The following is an 18332-nucleotide window of genomic DNA, read 5'->3' as shown; positions in this document are numbered from 1 at the left end:
GCACGGTGGATCGTCAGGAGGCCACGGACCTCCTGACGATCCACCGTAACGGCGGACGCCGCGGTCAGCCCTCGCTCGACGTCGCCCAGATGTTGACGCCTGCCTCCACGGCGTCCTTGTCGATCGCCTTGATCTCCTCGTCGGTGAACGAGGTCTTCGCGGCGGCCGCCAGGTTCTCCTCGAGCTGCGTCACCGACGACGCGCCGATCAGCGCCGAGGTCATCCGCTCGTCGCGCAGCACCCAGGAGATAGCCATCTGGGCCAGCGTCTGCCCCCGCGCGGCGGCGATGTCGTTGAGCGCCCGCACGTGCGCCAGGGTTCGCTCGTCGAGCTGGTCTGACGACAGCGACCCGTTGCGTGAGGCCCGCGATCCCGCCGGGATACCGCCGAGGTACTTGGTGGTCAGCAGCCCCTGCGCGAGCGGTGAGAAGGCGATGCAGCCCACGCCGAGCTCACCGAGCGTGTCGAGCAGTCCGCCCTCGATCCACCGGTTGATCATCGAGTAGGACGGCTGGTGGATCAGTAGCGGCGTGCCCATCGACCTGAGGATCTCGTAGGCCTCCCGCGTCCGTTCCGGCGAGTACGAGGAGATCCCCGCGTACAGCGCCCGCCCGGACCGCACCGCGGTGGCCAGCGCTCCCATCGTCTCCTCGAGCGGCGTCTCCGGGTCGAACCGGTGCGAGTAGAAGATGTCCACGTACTCCAGGCCCATCCGCTTGAGCGACTGGTCCAGGCTGGCGAGCAGGTACTTGCGCGACCCCCACTCCCCGTACGGGCCCGGCCACATGTCGTATCCCGCCTTGGTGGAGATGACCAGCTGATCCCGGTACGGCAGGAAGTCCTCCCGGTACAGCCGGCCGAAGTTGAGCTCGGCTCCTCCGTAGGGCGGTCCGTAGTTGTTCGCGAGGTCGAAGTGGGTGACGCCGAGGTCGAACGCCCGGCGCAGGATGGCCCGCTGCACCTCAAGCGGCGACTCGTCGCCGAAGTTCTGCCACAGTCCGAGCGAGACCGCGGGCAGCTTAAGCCCGCTCCGCCCGCTCCTGCGGTAGGGCATCTTCTCGTCATACCTGTCTAGCGCGGCGTCGTAGCTCATGCCCGCAAGTCTTTCACGGAGCCGCGGGCCGGATCGAACCTCCCGGGTTCGTTCGCCGTGCTAACGAGCGGAGTGAAATGATTTCCGCATACCGCTGACGGAAGGATTACCGCCATGTGCACGTACATCACGGAGAAGGTCGCGATCAGCGGCAGCGCCAAGGGAACGTCCGGCTGGATGTCGGTGAGCGACGCCAGCGTCTACCTCGACCACCCGGTGCGCGCGCCGTTCGGTCACACGCTCAACCTCGACTTCCTCGCGCCGGAGCTCGGCCCGTCCGGCCGGGTAGCCGTGGAGCTCAGCCAGGACTCGGCGCGCGCGCTCGTCAAGGCGATCCAGGCGGTGCTCGACGCTGCCCCGGAAGGCCTCGAGTAGGCCCCGAAGGCACCAAGGACAAGACGACTAAGCAATCAGGAAAGCTAGGAGACCAGCCAGATGACTGACGCGCTCATCGCCGAGACCATCACCATCACCGCGGGCAACGGCGACACCATCGAGGCTTACTCCGCGCGCCCGCTCGACGAGGCGCCGCGCGGCGGCGTGGTGGTCATCCACCACCTGCCCGGTTACGACGACGGCACCAAGGAGATCGCCCGCAGGTTCGCGTACCACGGCTACAACGCGATCGTGCCCAACCTGTACTGGCGCCAGGCGCCCGGCGCGAGCCCGGACGACGCCGCGGCGACGGCGCGGGCACAGGGCGGCATTCCCGATGAGCAGCTCGTCACCGACGTGGCGGGCGCGATGGCCTACCTCAAGGCCCTGCCGAACTCCAACGGCAAGGTCGGCACGATCGGCTACTGCTCGGGCGGCCGTCAGTCGTTCCTCGCCGCGGTGAGCCTGCCGATCGACGCCGCCGTCGACTGCTACGGCGCGTTCGTCACCGGCGTCCTGCCCGAGGGCTTCCCGCTCAAGGTCGGCACGCTCGTCGACCGGACGCCCGACCTGCACTGCCCGCTACTCGGCCTGTTCGGCGCGGAGGACAAGTACCCGTCACGCGAGCACGTCGCCGAGCTCGAAGAGGCGCTCAAGGCCGCGGGCAAGACGTACGAGTTCCACAGCTACCCGGGCGCGGGCCACGCCTTCTTCTCCGTCAACCGCCCCGCCTATAACGTCGAGGCGGCCAACGACGGCTGGGACCGCATCTGGGCCTTCTACGGCAAGTACCTATAGCCCGCGGGGGGGTGACCCCCCTGCACCGTACTGCCCGCGGGGGGACGACCCCCCTGCAACCCCCCGCGCATGGGGGCGCCGCCCCCCTATCCCCACACGGGGGGTACCGCAGAAAACGCGGTACCCCCCGTGTGGTGGTTGCGGTCAAGGCCCGGTGGTTGCGGTGAGCAGGCGCCGCATGACCCGCGGCGCCGCGGCTTCGCCGCATTATCGACGGTTCGGAATGTCGTGCCTGCGTGCCAGGATGGCGGGATGAAATTCACCGTCGACCGGGACGCGCTCGCCGACGCCGTGGGCTGGGTCGCCAGGGCGCTGCCCGCCAGGCCGGTGGTGCCGGTGCTCACTGGTCTGCTGCTCAGCACGGTGCCGGAAAACACCGGGCAAGACGATATTCAGGGTCCGAACGGTAGCGGCTTTCTCACCCTGTCCTGCTTCGACTACGAGGTGTCGGCGCGGGTCAGGCTCCGCGCCGAGGTGGCCGAGCCTGGCACCGTCCTGGTGCCGGGCCGGCTGCTCGGCGAGATCATCCGTGCGCTGCCCTCGCACCCGGTCTCGTTCGCCGACGATCCCGATGGCGTGTCCGTGACCTGCGGTGACGCGGCCTTCCTGCTAACGCCGATGCGGCTGGCCGACTACCCGGAGCTGCCTGAGCTGCCGCAGCTCGCGGGCACCGTGGACGGCGGCGTGCTCGCCCACGCGATCGCTCAGGTCACCCCGGCCGCCAGCCGCGATGACACGCTGCCGATGCTGACCGCGGTCAACCTGGAACTCGACGGCCCGACGATGACGCTCGCCGCGACCGACCGCTACCGGCTGGCGGTCAGGGATCTGCTCTGGCACCCGGCGCCCGGGGCCGTCGAACGGGGCAAGGCCGCGTTCCTCGTGCCGGCCAGGACGCTGAGCGACGCGGCACGGATGATGATCCACGGCACCGAGGTCCGGATCATGGTGCGCCAGCCAGCTGGCGATGCCGTCCACGACGGCCAGGCGGGTCCCGGTGCGGCCGAGGCGATGATCGGTTTCGAGGCGGGGGAGCGGCGGCTGACCACGCGGCTGCTGGCCGGCGAGTTCGTCAGGTACCGCTCCCGCTTCCCCAGCGAGTTCGGCTGCACGGCAGACCTGCCCGCCGAGGCGTTCGCCGAGGCGGTGCGCCGGGTGGCCCTGGTGGCTGAGCGGGGCACCCCGGTGCAGCTCGCGTTCGCGCCCGACCGGGTCACGATCGGCGCCGCGACGCAGGGCCAGGCACGGGCCAGGGAGACCGTCGCCGCCGAGTTCTCCGGCGGCGACCCGGCCATCGCCTTCAGCCCGCAGTACCTGCTCGACGGCATCATCGCGGCGGCGGAGACGCACCCGCATCACGGCGGTCCGCACGCGGCTGACGGCGACGCCGAGCCCGCGCGGGTCAGGATCCAGTTCACCGGCCCCGCCAAGCCGGCCGTGATCAGCCGGCCACCTGGCACCGGAAACGACTTCAGGTACCTGGTCGTGCCGCAGCGCGTGGGCTAAGGCCGGCTACGGCGCGCCCGGCGTGCCGTGCGGGAAGTGTCCGGAGCCCGGCCCCATGGGCCCGACTGACGGGTAGAGGCCGTGCCTGGCGAAGAGCAGCGCGGTGAACAGCCACAGCAGCATGGCGAGCAGCAGCAGCGAAAGCGCCGCGAACCGGCCCGCCCTGTCGGCGTCCATCGGCGGTCCCTGTGGTTCCCGCGGGCCGAAGCGGGCCATCGGCGGCGGTGCCGCGCGCCACATGCCGTCCGCCATCCCCGGTGGCCACTCGGCCGGCAGGCCAGGGTGCCACACGACAGGACCGGTGCGCCAGGGCAGCCGCCCGGGTCCTGGGAGGTCCGCCATGATCCTGGTGAGCTGGCCGAACGTCTTCGCGGCGAGTACCGCGTCCAGCCGTTCGTGCAGCTCGTCGAGGTTCAGCCGGCCAGCAACGTAGTGCTCGCCAAGGTCCGCCGCAGCGGCGTCGCGTTCCGCGTCCCCGATGCGCAGCGCGTGCGGTCTCAGTGGCCGCGCCGGTTCGCCGCCGCCACCGGGAAAGGGAGCGTAGTAACGCATCGCCATCGCACTTCCCGTTTGCTTCGGAAGTTCGGTCCCCTCCACCATAAGTCGCGGACACCGAAGGTGCCACTCGGGGGGACGACCCGGACGCAAACGGGCGGGACGGCGACCAGCCTTGGCCGCTAGCGGCGGCGGCAGCTCCTGCGGCCGCGGCCGCCCCAGCGGCGCCCGAATATGCCGAAAAGCAGCCGCCGCAGCAGCGCGAACGCGGCGAAGATCAGCACGAAGCCGATCGGGCGGCCGGTGCCAAAGCCGAACGCGCCGAGGATTCCGACGACGAGCAGCACCGAGAGCAGTGCGCCGGTGAACACGAGCCTGCCGACGAACGGTCCCGGCCCGCCCGTGCGGCCGCCGCCAGGCGGACCCCACTGCGGCGGCGCGTTCCACGAGCCGGGCGTCGGCCCCTGACTCCAGTTACGTGTCCCGCTGCCCGTGTTGCTCGCGCCGGCCCGGTCCCAGCCGCGCCCGCTCGACGGCAGGTCGGCGAACGGCCCGTTCAGGTCGCCGCGCGTCTTGGCGGCGAACACGCGGTCGAGCCGCTCGTTCAGCTCTTCCTGGTCGAGCCGACCGCTGGCGAAGTGCTCGCGCAGTTCCGCCGCCGCGGCCTCCCGGTCGGCGTCGCTGATTCGCATCTCATGTCCCGCAGCCACGGTGCCTCCGAACCCCAGTGTGCGCAGAAAGCCAATGCCGCTCGCACTAGCAAGCACGTTGGCAAGCACCACGATATATCTCGTATCGCCGCACGGCAAGCCGTCGCGCTAACGTCCGGCAACGCGGGCGGACGGCGCGGGCTCGCGCACCCCGGCCGCCGCGTGCGGGCCGGCCGCGACGGCCGGCCGCCGCGCCCGGCCGCGCGCCGCGGACACGGCGAGCACGGCGACGGCAAGCAGCACGTAGCAGCTGCCCGCCAGCTGCTCCCAGGCGGCCCAGTGCAGCTCGCGGTCGCTGCCGCCCGGCAGCCACCACTGCGGCGCCGCGGCGAAGACGGCCGTTCCCGCCGCGGCGAGGACCAGCAGGCCCCGTCGCCTGGCACCAGGACGCTCCTGGAGGCCCAGGCAGGCGAGCGCCAGGATCGCGGTTTCCCCCCACACCCAGTGGTGTGACCAGGAAATCGGCGAGACAAGCAGCGCCGCGAACGCGTTGAGCGACACCGCCCAGGCATCCCGGCCGCGGTCCACGGCGTGCCGCATGCCGCGCCAGGCGAGCAGCACCGTCACTGCGGAGAGCACCAGCCACACCGCGAGCCCGGCTGTCGTGTGCGGGTCGAGCCCGGCGCGAGCGAGCACGGCCTGGATGGACTGGTTGGCGGCGTAATCCGGGCTGCCTGGCCGTCCCGGCTGGAAGACATCCGAGGTCCAGTACCGCACCGAGTCGCGCCAGGCAAGCAGGAACCCCGCCGCGGTGGTCACGCAGAACGACAGGGCGGCGGTGCGGGCCGCGCGGTAATCGCGGCGCAGCAGAAAATACAACACGAAAGCCCCGGGGGTGAGCTTCACCGCGGCGGCCAGGCCGATCAGCGCCCCGCGTGGCCAGCGCGGGCCGCGTGCCAGGCAGTCGGCCGCGACCACCGCCATCAGCAGCACGTTCACCTGGCCGTAGTTAAGGGTGTTGCGCACTGGTTCAAGCAGCAAGGCCGTCGGCAGCAGCCAGCCCACGGTCCGCCAGGAGGGGCGGGCCGCCCGCCAGGCGGCGGCGAGGAACATGCGCAGCACGACCGCGACAAGCGTGATGGTGACCAGGCTGAGCAGGGTGGCCGCCGCCGTCATCGGCAGCAGCGACAGCGGCGCGAGCAGCACCGCGGCGATCGGCGGATAGCTGAACGGCAGCCGCACCCCCTGCCGGGTCGCCGGCAGCGGGCCGTACAGATCGCCGCCGTGCAGCCAGGTCCGCCCGCCGATCCGGTACACGTCCAGGTCGATGTGGTAGGGGCCGAACCCGATGCCCCGCCCGGAGAAGGACAGCAGGAAATACAGCACCGCGCCCAGGTTCACCAGCACCAGCGCGGCCAGCGCCAGGACAAACCGCCTTCTCTCACTCGTCACGTCAGGCAGTTCTACGGAACCGGCCGTATGACCGCGGTTAGCGTCGTCCTTATGTCCTCCTTATGCCTAGCGTGGATACTGATTGCGGAAGGCGACGGTGCTCGAAGGAGGACGGGGATGCGCGTGCTTGTCGCCGAGGACGAGCAAGTCATGGCCGACACGATCGCCGAGGGCCTGCGGCGGCGGGCGATGGCCGTCGACGTGTGCTACGACGGTGACGCGGCGCTGCTCCGCATTTCCGTGCACCGCTACGACGTGGTGATCCTGGACCGCGACCTGCCCAAGGTGCACGGCGACGAGGTGTGCAGGAAGGTGATCGCGTCCGGCGCCGAGACCAGGGTGCTGATGCTGACCGCGGCGGCCGGCCTGCGCGACCGGGTGGACGGTCTCGACCTGGGCGCCGACGACTACCTCACCAAGCCGTTCGCCTTCGCCGAGCTGGTCGCCAGGGTGACCGCCCTTGGCAGGCGGGCACGCGCCGCCCTGCCGCCCGTGCTCGAGCTCGCCGGGATCAGGCTGGACCGGCCGCAGTTCCGCGCCTGGCGCGACGGTGAGCTGCTCGCCCTGTCCCCCAAGGAATTCGCGGTTCTCGAGGTGCTGCTACGCGCCGAGGGCCGGATCGTCACCGCCGAGGAGCTGCTGGAAAAAGCATGGGACGAGAACGCGGATCCATTTACGAACGCGGTCCGGGTAGCGGTGATGACGCTGCGGCGCAAGCTGGGCGACCCGCCGGTGATCGAGACCGTCTCTGGCGCTGGATATCGAGTGACCAGTTCGACCAGGCGCTGATCCGGCTGGTGAACCGGGCGGGGACCGCCGTGCGCCGGGTCCGTCTGCCGCGCGCGCTGCGCGAGCCCTCGCTGCGCCGCCGGGTCGCGGTCTCCTTCGCCGTGCTTGCCGTCGCCGAGACGATCGTCCTGGCAGGCATCGTGGAGACCATCGACAACGTGCTGATCTCGCCCGGCATCTATCCGTGCGGCGGATTCAGCTTTCCGGCGGTGCCGAGCACGTCAGGCTGCGCCTACAGCGTCCCCGTCAGGCTGGTGTCACTCGCCGGCGCCGCCGTGGTGCTCGTCCTGCTCGGCTGGATCTGGTGGCTGGTGGCGGGTCTGGTGCTGCAGCCGCTGACGGCGACCGCCGACACGGTGCGCCGGCTAGGGCCGCAAAACCTCGGCCAGCGCATCCGCCTGATCAGCGGCCCGGATCAGTACAAGGGGCTGACAGACGCCATCGACGACGCGCTCGACCGGCTGGCGGCGGGCTATGAGAGCCAGCGGCGGTTCGCCGCCAACGCCTCCCATGAGCTGCGCACGCCACTCGCCGTGCAGCGGCTGCTCACCGAGGTGGCGATGGAGGACCCCGACTCCGGCCAGGACCTGCGGCGTCTCGGCGCCCAGCTGCTGCGCACCAACGAGCGCAACGAGAACCTGATCGAGGGCCTGCTCGCGCTGGCGGAAAGCGACCGCGGCGTGCAGGGCAAGATCCCGGTGCGGCTGGACGACCTGGCCAGGGGAGTGCTCGAGACGCATCAGGAACTGGCCGCGAGCCAGCAGGTCAGCTTGCGCTCCAAGCTTGACGAGATCACCGTGCCGTGCGACCTGGTGCTGATCGAGCGGCTGCTCGCGAACCTGGTGTCCAACGCGATTAGCTACAACGAGCCAGGCGGCTGGGTCGAGGTCGAGGTGACAGCGGAGGCTTGGCAGGAACCGCTGATACGGGTGCGCAATACCGGCCCCCACGTCCCGGCCGAGTCCGTGCCCACGCTCTTCGAGCCGTTCAAGCGCCTTGGCGCGGACCGGGTCAGGACCGGCGGCCGTGGCGGTGTCGGCCTCGGCCTGGCGATCGTCCGCTCCATCGTGCTCGCCCATCAGGGTACGGTCGCCGCCCGGCCCCGGCCGGGCGGCGGGCTGGAGATCGAGGTGACGCTGCCCGCGGCCAGACCCGCCAGGCCGCAAGCCCCGGGGCAGGTGAGGCCGGGCCAGCCGGGGCCTGGTTAGTTCAGGAAGTAGCTGGCCCCGCCGTTTTGCGGGTTGTTGACGAGCGCGTAGATGGTGATCGGCCCGGAATGCGCGAACTTGAGCGTCAGCTTGATGTCCTTGCCGTCGTGCATCGTGCCGGCCCCGGAGATCAGCAGGTGGTAGCTGTTCGGTATGAGCTGCGTCGTCGCGCCGGCGGGCAGCGGTATCGACGTCACCGTGTGCATGACGACCGGCGACTCGCCCTTGGCAACGGGGGCGCGCAGCTGCACGGTCCCGCCGACGCTGGTCGACGCCGACACCAGTGAGTCGGCGGTGCCGTTGTTCCTGATGTCCAGGTACGCGACGGTGGCCTTCCCGGGCGACGCCGGCTGCAGCACGTAGGCGCCCACGACCACCACGCCGGACCCGCCCGCGTGGTTGCGGGAGGAGCAGCCCGCGACGCCGGCCGCGAGCATGGCGGCAGCGGCGACCAGCGCGAACGACCGGGGGAGCATTTTCACGCCTCACAGGTTATGTCCTGACGAGGACTGCCCCCGGCGCGGGGGTGGTGCGCCAGGGGCAGGTCATCGAGGGGACCGCCTGGGTCAGCCCGTGGTGAAGCCGAGGAGCTTGTTCGCGTTGTCGGCGAACGTGTTCGTGTAGGTGGTGGACAGGTTGACCGGCCCGGTGATGACGCCGGCCAGCTTGCTGATCGCCATGATCACGGTGGGCCCGCTCGCCGGCATAACCCCGTCGGGGAGGAACTGGGTCTTGTCCGTGGCGAGCGTAGAGATGTACACCGACTTTGTGACCAGCGCGTTGTTCACGAAGGTCGGCGGCAGCGCGTTGGCGATGTCGGCCGCGCTGTGCGTGGAGATCCAGTGCATGGTGGCGACGAGTGCGTCGACGACCTTCTGCACGGTGTCCTTGTGCGCGTCCACCCAGCTGGTCTGCGCGAGCACGCCGGCGGTCGGCGCGAAGCCGCCGAGCCACTTCTTCACCCCGGCGGTGGTGGTGAGGTCGAACGCCGGGTAGCCGGCACCGAGCTTCTCGATAGCCGCGACCGTGGGCTGGGTGGTCATGCCGCAGAGGATCTTGTGGTGCTCCAGCGCGGCAATCATGGTCGTGCCGCTACCGGCCGCGATCGTGCTGTAGTCGGTGCCGTGCTTCAGGCCGTAGCGGGCGGCCAGGTACTGAGTGAGCTGGTCGGTGCCCGACCCGAGGTCGGTGACCCCGAGCGACTGTCCCTTCCACTGGGTGGGGGAGGTGATGTGCGTGCCGGTGGCGCACATGATCCGCTCGCCAGGCGCCCCGGACAGCTGCGCCACGTCCTCGACGGCCTTGCCCTTGAGCTGGAAGTTGATCGTGTGCACGTACCAGGCGCCGGCCATGTCGACATTCCCGGACGCCATCGCGTCCTCCGCACCGACGCCGCCCGACTGCTCGGTGGACAGCACCATGTTGACGCCGTACTTCTTGTAGAAGCCCAGGCTCTGCGCGAGCTGGTAGGGCAGGTAGATCTGCTTGTCGATGCCGCCGACCATCATCGTGACGGTGGGCATGCTGGCGGCCGAGGTGGCAGCGGATGAGCCGCCGGCCGCGGCCGTGCCGCTGCTGCTCGACGAGCACGCGGCCAGGGTGAGAGCTGAAGCAGCCGCGAGCGCCGCCAGGGAACATCTGACAGGACTGAATCTGAGCATGGTGCTACTCCTGAGTGTTGACATTGATTGAGAGAGAAGAGCAGTTCAGAGGGCGGCGGACTCGGCCACCGTCTGTGGCCGCCAGGCAAGCAGCCGTCGCTCGAGCAGGCCGATCAGCCACTCGGCGACCAGCGCGATCGCGCCGATGATGATCATCCCGGCGAAGATGCCGTTGGCGTCGAAGTTGTTACCCGAGTCGGTGATGAGCACCCCGAGGCCATGCTGCGCGCCCAGGACCTCCCCGACGATCGCGCCGATGACCGCGAACCCGAACGCGACGTGCAGCGACGCGATGATCCAGGTCATCGCGGACGGGATGACCACGTCGCGAATCACTCGCAGCCGCGACGCGCCGAGGATCCGCGCGTTGTTGACCAGGTTCCCGTCCACCTCGCGGACGCCCTGGAAGGCGTTGAAGAAGACCACGAAGAAGACGAGGAACGCGGCCAGGACGACCTTCGACGACATGCCAAGCCCAAGGATGATGATGAAGAGCGTGCCGAGCACGATGCGCGGCAGCGCGTTGACCGCCTTGATGTAGGGGCTGAGCACCTCGGACATGAACCGCACCTGCCCGAGCAGGACGCCGACCACGATGCCGCAGGCCACTCCGATCAGGAACCCGAGGATGGCTTCCTCCATCGTGGTCCAGATCTGCAGCCAGATCGACCCGAAGCTGGTGCCGTGCCGCACCCAGTCATTGAGCTTCGACACGATCCCGGTTGGCTGGCCGAAGAAGAACGGGTCCACGATCTTCAGCGACGTGAACAGCTGCCAGCCGCCGAACACGATGATGAGCACCGCGACCTGCGCGGTGTGCACCCATAGCTTCCGCCGTGTCATGACAGCACTCCTTCCGCGGCAGGCGCCGCCGGCGCGGAAGCGGTCCGCGCGTAGGCCTGCGTCACCTCGTCGCGCAGCGACTCCCAGATCTCGTGGTGCAGCTCGCGGAACCGCTCGCCGAACCTGATCTCCTGCACCGACCCGCGCGGTCGCGGCAGGTCGATGTCGAATACCGCCTTGACCGTGCCAGGACCCGCGGTCATCACCACGACCTTGTCGGCGAGCGCGATCGCCTCCTCCAGATCGTGCGTGACGAAGATGACCGACGGTTTGGACTGGTCCCATAGCGTCAGCAGCTCGTTGGACATGATCGCCTTGGTCTGCACGTCGAGCGCGCCAAACGGCTCGTCCATAAGCAGGATCGACGGCTCGTTGATGAGCGCCGCGGCGAGCGACACCCGCTTGCGCATGCCGCCGGAGAGCTGGTGCGGGTAGCGGTCCTCGAATCCGGTCAGGCCCACCATCCGGAGCCAGTCCCGCGCGTCGGTCAGCGCGGCGCGCTTCGGCACGCCGCGGAACAGCGGCCCCATCGCCACGTTCCCGAGCACCGACTTCCACGGCAGAAGCGCGTCGGTCTGGAACATGAAGCTCGTCCCGCGCCCGATGCCGGTCACCGGCTGGCCGCCGACCGTCACCGTCCCCTCGCTGGCCCGGTCAAGGCCGGCCACCAAGGTCAGGGTCGTGGACTTGCCGCACCCCGACGGCCCCACCACGGCGCAGAACTCTCCGGGCTCGACGGTCATGCTCACGTCACGCAGGGCGGTGAATACATCGCCGCCCGGCGTGGCGAATCGTTTGGTGACCCCGGATAGCTCGATACGCCCGGATCGCTCCAGCTGGGGCTCACGTCGTGTGTTGGATCGCACAAACCAGGAAGCTAGACGCGGCCGTGACGCGGGTCACTATTGCGCGCAATCCCCGCCGAAAAGCGCTCTGTGCGCCTTTCGCGCGTAAAGATCAAAATCCAGGTAATCCAGAACGGGTGCGTGCTCCGCGTCCATGGCCAGACGATTTCCGGTCGGCCCGGGATCGCTCGTTCCGCTGGTTTTGCGCGTTCTGCTCGCAACCAGTCGTCTTCCTGCACCATTGCCCCGTTGTTACACTGCGGTAACTCTGCAGGGAGGAACGCTTGAAGCTGCCTATCTGGCGCCACGTGCGGCAGCGCCTGTCCACTCAGGTCGTGCTGCTGATGGTGGCCATCCTAGTGCTCACCATGGCGGGCGGTTTCCTGGTGGTCCAGCGGAACATGTCCAGGCAGCTCAACGATCAGTTCGAGCACCGCGCGCTGTCGATCGCGCAGACGCTGGCCGGCCAGGAGAACATCATCGCGCAGGCCGCGGACGGCCAGCCGGGTGGCCAGCTGCAGGTGCTGGCCACTCAGGTACGGCGGGAGACCGGCGCGCTGTTCGTGGTGATCACCAACGCCCAGGGCATCCGCCTCACCCACCCCAACCAGGCGCTTATCGGCACCCCGATCACCTTTAACGATCCAGAGCCCGACACGACCGAGCCATTCCGCACCGGTCGTATCTGGCTCGGCATCCAGCACGGCACGCTCGGCGTGGTCGCGGCGGGGAAGGTACCGCTGTGGCTGAACGGCCGCCTGGTCGGCCAGGTCTCGGTCGGCTACGCCGCCGCGAACGTCAGCAGTGCGCTGTCCGGTGCCCTGCTGCCGTTCATCCTCTACCTGCTTGGCGTGCTAGCGGTCGGCGTGCTCGCCGCCCTGGCCCTGGCCAGGCGGCTGAAGCGGCAGACCTTCGGCCTGGAACTCAGCGAGATCGCCACGCTGCTCCAGGAGCGCGAGGCGATGCTGCACGGCATCAGGGAAGCGGTGCTCGGCTACGACACCGGCGGTCGGGTGCTGCTCGCCAACGACGCGGCGCGCGACCTGCTCGGCCTGCCGGCCGAGTTCGCCGGCCGCAAGCTCCGCTACATGCTGCCGTCCGGCAGGCTCGCCGACGTGGCGACCGGCGTGGTGACCGGCAGCGACCTGCTCGTGCTGAGCGAAGACCGGGTGCTCGTCGCCAACCGGATGCCGATCAGGCGCAACAACCAGCAGCTCGGCTGGGTGGTCACCTTCCAGGACCGCACCGAGTCCGAGACGCTCAAGCGGTCGCTCGACGAGGTCACCGGCCTCGCCGACACGCTGCGCGCCCAGTCGCACGAGTTCGCGAACCGGCTGCACACCCTGGTCGGCCTGGTCGAGCTCGGCCACTACACCGAGGCGGTCGAGTTCGTGACCGGCCTGTCCGCCGCCAGGGGCGAGCTGACCGCCCAGCTCACCGAGACCATCGGCGAGCCGAAGCTGGCCGCGCTGATCCTCGGCAAGATGTCGCTGGCCGACGAGCGCGACGTCGAGCTGCGGCTCATGCCGGACAGCCGGGTGGAGCAGCGGATCACTGCGATCACCCAGGTGCTGACCGTGGCGGGCAACCTGATCGACAACGCCATCGACGCCGCCGCGCTCGCCCCCGCGCCCCGCCGGGTCGAGCTGACCCTGGTCGCCGCGGAGTCCGACCTGCTGATCCGGGTCCGCGACACCGGTCCTGGCGTACCGCATGACCTGCGGGAGGAGATCTTCACCGACGGGGTCACCACGAAGTCCTCGGTCACCGGCGCACGCCGTGGCCTCGGTCTCGCCCTGGTCAGGCAGATCGTCGAGGGCATGAGCGGCATGGTCAGTGTCGGCCACGACGGCGGCGCGGTGTTCACCGCCGTGCTGCCGGGCTGCCTCGACGCCGACGTGCCAGGCGGTCAGGCAGCAGTGCCGCGGCCCCGGGTGGTGTCATGATCCGCACCCTGGTGGTTGACGACGATTTCCGGGTCGCGGCGATCCACGCCGCCTACGTCAACAAGATCGAGGGGTTCGAGGTCATCGCGGAGGCGCACAGCGCCGCCGAGGCGGTCAGCGCGGTGGACCGGCTCCGCCCCGATCTGATGCTGCTCGACCTGTACCTCCCCGACGAGCACGGGCTCAAGCTCGTCGCCAGGCTCCGCGACGGCCATCCGCCGGTGGACGTCATCGTGATCACCGCGGCCAAGGACGCGGACAGCGTCCGTGTCGCCATGCAGAGCGGCGCGCTGCACTACCTGCTCAAGCCGTTCAGCTTCCCGGTGCTCCGCGACAAGCTGCTGTCCTACGCGCAGATGCGGACCAGGCTGAGCTCGTTGCGCGAGGCCGACCAGCGGACCGTGGACCGGGTGTTCGGCGCGCTGCGCGCCACCGACCAGCTGGCCGGCGTCAAGGGCCGCTCGGTGCACACCCTGGAGGCGGTCGAGCAACTGCTCAGCGAGACCGACGCCGACCTGTCCGCCGCCGAGGTCGCCGAGCGCACCGGCATGAGCCGGGCCACCGCCCAGCGCTACCTCAGCCACCTGCACGAGGTCGGCCGCGTCGACATCAAGCTCCGCTACGGCAGCGGCGGCCGCCCCGAGCACGGCTACCGCTGGAAGGCGCCGGCCGGCTAGGCCGGGGCCGTCCCGTTAGCCGCGCTCGATGGCGGTGCCGATGAGGCCTAGGGGCGGCGAGCCCAGGTCCATCAGCGCGGTGTGGAAGCGCTTGAGGCTGAAGTCCGGACCCCAGGCCGACCTCGCCCGCTCGCGCAGCGCCATGATCTCCAGCTTGCCCCAGGTGTACCGGCCGTAGGTCGGGTCGAACGTGGCCCGCCGCGCCTCGGACGCCGCGGCGGAGCCCGCTAGGTGGGTGTCCGCCTCGAAGCGCGCGGCGGCTTCCTCGACCGTCCAGCCCGCGGTGTGCACACCGAGCGCGCAGGCCATCCTGGTCACCCGGACCAGCGCCTCGAGCCAGACGCCGACCGCGAACCGCGGGTCGTCGCCGAGGAATCCCTCCTCGACGCACAGCTCCTCGGCGTAGTGCGCCCAGCCCTCGACGAACGCGCTGGAGAACAGCGAGCGCCGCACGTCGCCCCGCGCCCGGCGCAGCGCCTGGTGGTGCGAGAAATGCCCCGGCGCGACCTCGTGCACGGTGATCGCCGGCAGCGTGGTGGCGCTGAACACCTCAAGCCACTCCTCGATCTCCGCCGCGGGCCAGCTCTCCTCGGGCGGCGTGATCCAGTACCAGGACGGCGCGTCCCGCTCGGCGGGCGCGTTGGTGGAGATCATCGCCATCGCCCAGCGCCGCGACTCCGGCGCCTCGCCGACCAGGCAGACTCCGTCGTTGACCGGCATGAGGTCCCGTGCGCGGGTGAACTCGATCGCCCGCTCCGTCCAGTACCGCGCCGCCTCAAGCACCCCCGCGCTGTCCGGGTGATCGCGCACCAGCTCGCGCGCCACGTCAAGGGCGGGCCGCTTCGCGTCGATCCGGCCGGCGGACTCATCCAGCCGGGCGCGCAGCCGGTCCCGTTCGGCGTCGGCCCGCGCGGCGAGCGCGCCGAGGTCGACGTCCGTCGCCTCGGCGGTGCCGAGTAGGGCGGCGAGTGCGGCCGCCCCGAGGGCGGTCTCCCGAGGCCCGGAAAGCGCGGCCTGCTCCACGTGCGACACCAGCCGCCGGTGCGCGGCGAGGGCCGCGTCGCGGTCGCGGGGGTCCGCGTCCGCCGGGATGCCGGCGGCGAGCCCCGTGATGCCGCCGAGCAGCGACGCGGCCACCGGCGCCGGCACGGCGTCGAGCGAGCCGATCGCCGCGTCGATCACCGCGGGCCAGGCCGCCAGGTGCGCGGCCTTAGCGGCATCCCGCTCGGCCTGCGGCGCGTAATCCTTGTCGTAGCAGGCCAGGTCGAGCTCGCCAAGGTGGAACATCGGATTACGGCGGTGCAGTTCAAGGTCCCCGTAGACCACCCGCTGCAGGTCCTCGAACGCCCGCAGGTGCGCCTCGTCGTGCGGATCGCCCTGCGCAGTGCTTCCCTGCGCTGGGCCCCGCTCCCGCGCCTCGGCGAGCCTGGCGAGCCCCGCCGCCACCCCGTCGTGCGACAGGTCCTGCGGCAGCCCGTCGTACTCGTGCCGCCCCCCGTACTCCCGCGCCTCCGCGACCGTCAGGTCGCACACCGCCCGCACCCTCGGATCCAGCTCATCCATGAACCCGACGCTACCGTGTCCCCGCCCCCGCATCCGCTCGCTCGCCCCGGCTCCCGCCCGTCCCCGCCCCGTCCGTCCCGGCCCCGCCTGTCCGGCCACTCACTCCCATCCCACCCCCACCACCAACCCCGCCCTCGGCCTCGTCCCCTCCGCATGTGAGTACCGTTAGGCCGACCTGAGGTGCCCCGGCTCATCGGTACTCGCTCGGCCGCGCATCACGACCCCGTCGCGGATAACAGCAAGAAGTGCGGAGCGCTCGCCTGGGCAGGGCTGCCCACCCTGCTGATAACAGCAAGAAGTTTCGCGACCCTCGTCTTGGGGGCGGGCATGCTGTTGGATGATGAGGAGACCCAGAGCGGACGGAGAGTGCACCGATGACGGAAATCCCAGAGTTCACCACGCGGCCGGAGCTTGCGGGGTCCTTCGGGATGGTGGCGTCAACGCACTGGCTCGCGTCGGCGGCGGGCATGGCCGTGCTTGAGCAGGGCGGCAACGCGTTCGACGCGGCGGTCGCCGTCGGGTTCACCCTCCAGGTCGTCGAGCCGCACATGTGCGGACCGGCAGGCGAGGTGCCTGTCATCGGGCACGACGCTCGGCGCGGCGAGACGTTCGTGGTCTGCGGCCAGGGCATCGCGCCCGCCGCCGCGACCGCCGAGGCGTACACGGACCTCGGCCTCGACCTGGTGCCGGGCAGCGGGCTCCTCGCCGCCACCGTGCCTGGCGCGTTCGGCGGCTGGCTGCTGCTGCTGCGCGAGTACGGCACGCTCCGGCTCCGCGACGTGCTGAGCTATGCGATCGGTTACGCGCAGGACGGCTACCCGCTGATCCCGGCGATCAGCTGGTCGATCGCCAGCGTCGCCGACCTGTTCCGCGAGCACTGGCAGACGTCGGCCGAGGTGTACCTGCCGGGCGGCGGCGTGCCCGCGCCGGGTAGCCGGTTCGCCAACCGCGCGCTCGCCGCCACCTACGCCCGCGTGCTCGCCGAGGCGGAGGCGGCGAGCAGCGATCGCGACGGGCAGCTCGAGGCGGCGCGTCGCGCCTGGTACGACGGCTTCGTGGCAGAGGAGATCGGCAAGTTCGCCGCCACCGACGTGATGGACGTGACGGGGGAACGGCACCGCGGCCTGCTCACCAGCCAGGACCTGTCGACCTGGCGGGCCAGGCTCGAGACGCCCGTCACGTACGACTACCACGGCCTGACCATCGCCAAGACCGCCCCCTGGGGCCAGGGACCGGTCTTCCTGCAGCAGCTCGCCCTGCTCGACGGCTACGACCTGGCCGCGATGGGCCCGGGATCCGCGGACTTCATCCACACGGTGACCGAGGCGGGCAAGCTCGCCTTCGCCGACCGCGAGGCCTGGTACGGCGACCCCGCGTTCACCGACGTGCCGCTTGACGACCTGCTCTCGACGGCCTACAACGGCGAGCGGCGCAAGCTGATCGGCGAGACCGCGAGCATGGACCTGCGGCCGGGCAGCCCCGCCGGGCGGGAACCGAGGCTGCCTGGCTTCGCCACGCAACCGTTCGGTGGGAGGGATTCCGGTGCGCGCGCCAAGGCAGGCAGCGGCGACCCGGGCATCGACCCGGCCACCGGCGAGCCGCTAGGACGCAGCACCGGCGCTCAGTCATCGGGGTACGGGGGGACGACCCCCCGTACCCCCCGAGAAATGCATCCAGGACGCGGCGACACCTGCCACATCGACGTCGCCGACCGCTGGGGGAACGTGGTCGCCGCGACCCCGAGCGGCGGCTGGCTGCAGTCCTCGCCGGTCATCCCGTCGCTTGGCTTCTGCCTCGGCACCCGCGGCCAGATGTTCACCCTCACCCCGGGCCTGCCCGCCACGATCGCGCCCGGCAAGCGGCCGCGTACCACGCTGACCCCGTCGCTCGCGCTGCGCGGTGGCGAGCCGTACCTCGCGTTCGGCACGCCCGGCGGCGACCAGCAGGACCAGTGGACGCTCGGCTTCCTGCTCAACCACGTGCACTTCGGGATGAACCTGCAGCAGGCGATCGACTTCCCGGCGTTCCACTCCGCCCACATGCCGTCCTCGTTCTACCCGCGCGACGCCTACCCCGGACGGCTCGACGTGGAGTCGCGCACCAGCGGCGCGGTGATCGGGGAACTGCGCCGCCGCGGCCACGACGTGCACGTCCAGCCGCCGTGGTCGCTCGGCCGCATCAGCGCCGTCGCGCGCCGCAACGGGATGCTCTACGCCGCCGCCAACCCGCGCGGCATGCAGGGCTACGCGGCCGGCCGGTAATACCGGAAAACCGGCGATTCGCGGCTCGCTTGCGCCTTCTCCCAGGCGCCCATGACATCTGTCATGGGCGATTCGGGAGGCATCGCACTGTCGCGAAAGGATTCCCGGCTGGTGGGATGAGTTAGTACGCGAGTCGTGCGGCACGGGGTCGCGCACGGCCAGGCCCAAAC

17 protein-coding genes are annotated in these 18332 nt (G+C 70.6%); 8 read left to right on the top strand and 9 right to left on the bottom strand.

Annotated elements, in window-relative coordinates; all coding sequences use genetic code 11:
- Positions 1–64: 64 nt before the first annotated feature.
- Positions 65–1093, bottom strand: coding sequence for an L-glyceraldehyde 3-phosphate reductase (mgrA, locus tag EAS64_RS34250; protein WP_145859808.1), 1029 nt, complete (start codon positions 1091–1093; stop codon positions 65–67).
- Positions 1094–1207: 114 nt separating this feature from the next.
- Here mgrA and EAS64_RS34245 point away from each other — a divergent pair, with 114 nt between their 5' ends.
- The 3 genes from EAS64_RS34245 to dnaN all read left to right on the top strand — a co-directional run bounded on the left by EAS64_RS34245 (position 1208) and on the right by dnaN (position 3772).
- The gene (locus tag EAS64_RS34245; protein WP_145859806.1) at positions 1208–1468 is read left to right on the top strand and encodes a DUF6295 family protein; all 261 of its coding nucleotides are present in this window, start codon (positions 1208–1210) and stop codon (positions 1466–1468) included.
- Positions 1469–1528: 60 nt separating this feature from the next.
- Positions 1529–2266, top strand: coding sequence for a dienelactone hydrolase family protein (locus EAS64_RS34240; protein ID WP_145859804.1), 738 nt, complete (start codon positions 1529–1531; stop codon positions 2264–2266).
- Positions 2267–2518: 252 nt separating this feature from the next.
- A complete protein-coding gene (gene dnaN / locus EAS64_RS34235; RefSeq protein WP_145859802.1) occupies positions 2519–3772 on the top strand; it encodes a DNA polymerase III subunit beta in 1254 nt (417 codons plus the stop codon).
- Positions 3773–3778: 6 nt separating this feature from the next.
- On the opposite strand, the gene EAS64_RS34230 is transcribed toward dnaN, so the two are convergent.
- The 3 genes from EAS64_RS34230 to EAS64_RS34220 form a co-directional block, all read right to left on the bottom strand.
- Positions 3779–4330 carry a DUF1707 SHOCT-like domain-containing protein gene (locus EAS64_RS34230; protein WP_246115988.1) on the bottom strand — a complete coding sequence of 184 codons (552 nt, stop codon included), beginning with the start codon at positions 4328–4330 and terminating at the stop codon, positions 3779–3781.
- A gap of 119 nt (positions 4331–4449) precedes the next feature.
- Complete coding sequence (locus tag EAS64_RS34225; RefSeq protein ID WP_145859800.1) at positions 4450–4959, bottom strand: DUF1707 SHOCT-like domain-containing protein; 510 nt, start codon at positions 4957–4959, stop codon at positions 4450–4452.
- Between the two features lie 126 nt (positions 4960–5085).
- Entirely contained in the window at positions 5086–6369 is a 1284-nt protein-coding gene (locus EAS64_RS34220; protein ID WP_187366376.1) for a glycosyltransferase 87 family protein, read from the bottom strand.
- A 117-nt stretch (positions 6370–6486) separates the two neighbouring features.
- Here EAS64_RS34220 and EAS64_RS34215 point away from each other — a divergent pair, with 117 nt between their 5' ends.
- Together EAS64_RS34215 and EAS64_RS34210 are read left to right on the top strand one after the other, a co-directional pair.
- Positions 6487–7158 (top strand): response regulator transcription factor, encoded by a 672-nt coding sequence (locus EAS64_RS34215; RefSeq protein WP_145859797.1) that lies wholly within the window; start codon positions 6487–6489, stop codon positions 7156–7158.
- 8 nt (positions 7159–7166) lie between these two features.
- Positions 7167–8366, top strand: a complete 1200-nt coding sequence (locus EAS64_RS34210; RefSeq protein WP_187366375.1) for a sensor histidine kinase — start codon at positions 7167–7169, stop codon at positions 8364–8366.
- On the opposite strand, the gene EAS64_RS34205 is transcribed toward EAS64_RS34210, so the two are convergent.
- The 4 genes from EAS64_RS34205 to EAS64_RS34190 form a co-directional block, all read right to left on the bottom strand.
- Complete coding sequence (locus tag EAS64_RS34205; RefSeq protein ID WP_246116003.1) at positions 8363–8842, bottom strand: copper chaperone PCu(A)C; 480 nt, start codon at positions 8840–8842, stop codon at positions 8363–8365. The genes EAS64_RS34210 and EAS64_RS34205 overlap by 4 nt on opposite strands.
- A gap of 90 nt (positions 8843–8932) precedes the next feature.
- Positions 8933–10027 carry an ABC transporter substrate-binding protein gene (locus tag EAS64_RS34200; RefSeq protein ID WP_145859793.1) on the bottom strand — a complete coding sequence of 365 codons (1095 nt, stop codon included), beginning with the start codon at positions 10025–10027 and terminating at the stop codon, positions 8933–8935.
- 45 nt (positions 10028–10072) lie between these two features.
- Positions 10073–10870 (bottom strand): ABC transporter permease, encoded by a 798-nt coding sequence (locus EAS64_RS34195; RefSeq protein WP_145859792.1) that lies wholly within the window; start codon positions 10868–10870, stop codon positions 10073–10075.
- On the bottom strand, positions 10867–11619 hold the full coding sequence (locus tag EAS64_RS34190) for an ABC transporter ATP-binding protein (RefSeq protein WP_222849808.1): 753 nt from the start codon (positions 11617–11619) through the stop codon (positions 10867–10869). The genes EAS64_RS34195 and EAS64_RS34190 overlap by 4 nt, the downstream gene beginning before the upstream one ends.
- A gap of 380 nt (positions 11620–11999) precedes the next feature.
- Here EAS64_RS34190 and EAS64_RS34185 point away from each other — a divergent pair, with 380 nt between their 5' ends.
- Positions 12000–13661 (top strand): sensor histidine kinase, encoded by a 1662-nt coding sequence (locus tag EAS64_RS34185; RefSeq protein ID WP_145859790.1) that lies wholly within the window; start codon positions 12000–12002, stop codon positions 13659–13661.
- A complete protein-coding gene (locus EAS64_RS34180; protein WP_145859788.1) occupies positions 13658–14338 on the top strand; it encodes a response regulator in 681 nt (226 codons plus the stop codon). The genes EAS64_RS34185 and EAS64_RS34180 overlap by 4 nt, the downstream gene beginning before the upstream one ends.
- 15 nt (positions 14339–14353) lie before the next feature.
- On the opposite strand, the gene EAS64_RS34175 is transcribed toward EAS64_RS34180, so the two are convergent.
- Entirely contained in the window at positions 14354–15901 is a 1548-nt protein-coding gene (locus EAS64_RS34175; RefSeq protein WP_145859786.1) for a DUF885 family protein, read from the bottom strand.
- Between the two features lie 374 nt (positions 15902–16275).
- Between EAS64_RS34175 and EAS64_RS34170 the strand changes: the two genes are divergently transcribed.
- Positions 16276–18162 (top strand): gamma-glutamyltransferase family protein, encoded by a 1887-nt coding sequence (locus EAS64_RS34170; RefSeq protein WP_145859784.1) that lies wholly within the window; start codon positions 16276–16278, stop codon positions 18160–18162.
- Positions 18163–18332: the final 170 nt, after the last annotated feature.

The sequence above is a fragment of the Trebonia kvetii genome, from assembly GCF_007827045.1.
GTDB lineage: Bacteria > Actinomycetota > Actinomycetes > Streptosporangiales > Streptosporangiaceae > Trebonia > Trebonia kvetii.
Note: the sequence above shows the minus strand (reverse complement) of the source record. Positions and strands in the feature narration are given on the sequence as shown.